Source organism: Microbispora siamensis (genome assembly GCF_016863095.1).
GTDB classification, from domain to species: domain Bacteria; phylum Actinomycetota; class Actinomycetes; order Streptosporangiales; family Streptosporangiaceae; genus Microbispora; species Microbispora siamensis.
This window is the reverse complement of the sequence record NZ_BOOF01000128.1, coordinates 1-899: the sequence shown is the minus strand read 5'-3', so window position 1 is coordinate 899 and position 899 is coordinate 1. Positions and strand designations below refer to the sequence as shown.

The window sequence follows — 899 nt, the reverse complement described above, 5'->3', positions numbered from 1 at the left end:
CGGTAGCGGACGCCGCGCAGGGCCAGGGGGATCAGCGCGACGATGACCAGGGCGTTGAAGATCACCGCGGACAGGATGGCCGACTGCGGGCTGTGCAGCCGCATGACGTTCAACGCCTCCAGCCCGGGGTAGACCGCGGTGAACATGGCCGGGATGATCGCGAAATACTTCGCGATGTCGTTGGCGATGGAGAACGTGGTCAGCGCCCCCCGGGTGATCAGCAGTTGCTTGCCGATCTCGACGATCTCGATGAGCTTGGTGGGGTTGGAGTCCAGGTCGACCATGTTCCCGGCCTCCTTGGCCGCCGAGGTGCCGGTGTTCATGGCCACCCCGACATCGGCCTGGGCCAGGGCGGGGGCGTCGTTGGTGCCGTCGCCGGTCATCGCGACCAGCCGCCCGCCCTCCTGCTCCTTGCGGATCAGGGCGAGTTTGTCCTCGGGTGTGGCCTCGGCCAGGAAGTCGTCCACCCCGGCCTCGCGGGCGATGGCCTTGGCGGTCAGCGGGTTGTCCCCGGTGATCATCACGGTGCGGATGCCCATGCGGCGCATCTCGTCGAACCGCTCCCGCATCCCCTGTTTGACGACGTCCTTGAGGTGGATCACCCCGAGCACCCGGGCCGCACCACCGCCGTCGGTGACCTCGCCCACCACCAGCGGGGTGCCGCCGGAGGCGGAGATCCCGTCGACCAGGTGACCGACCTCGCCGGTGGGGTGGCCGCCGTTGTCGCGTACCCATTTCATGACCGAGGTCGCGGCGCCCTTGCGGACCTGCCGCCCGTCGACGTTCACCCCGGACATGCGGGTCTGGGCGGTGAAGGGGATCCATTCGGCGTGGGTGAGTTCGCCCGGCTGGCGTTCCCGCAGGTCGTAGGCGTTCTTGGCGTGGACGACGATCGAACG

Annotated in this window: 1 protein-coding gene; it reads right to left on the bottom strand. The window is 68.9% G+C overall.

Annotated elements, in window-relative coordinates:
* Nucleotides 1–899: HAD-IC family P-type ATPase (locus tag Msi02_RS42770; RefSeq protein ID WP_239109443.1), on the bottom strand; the 899-nt coding region annotated here is incomplete at both ends.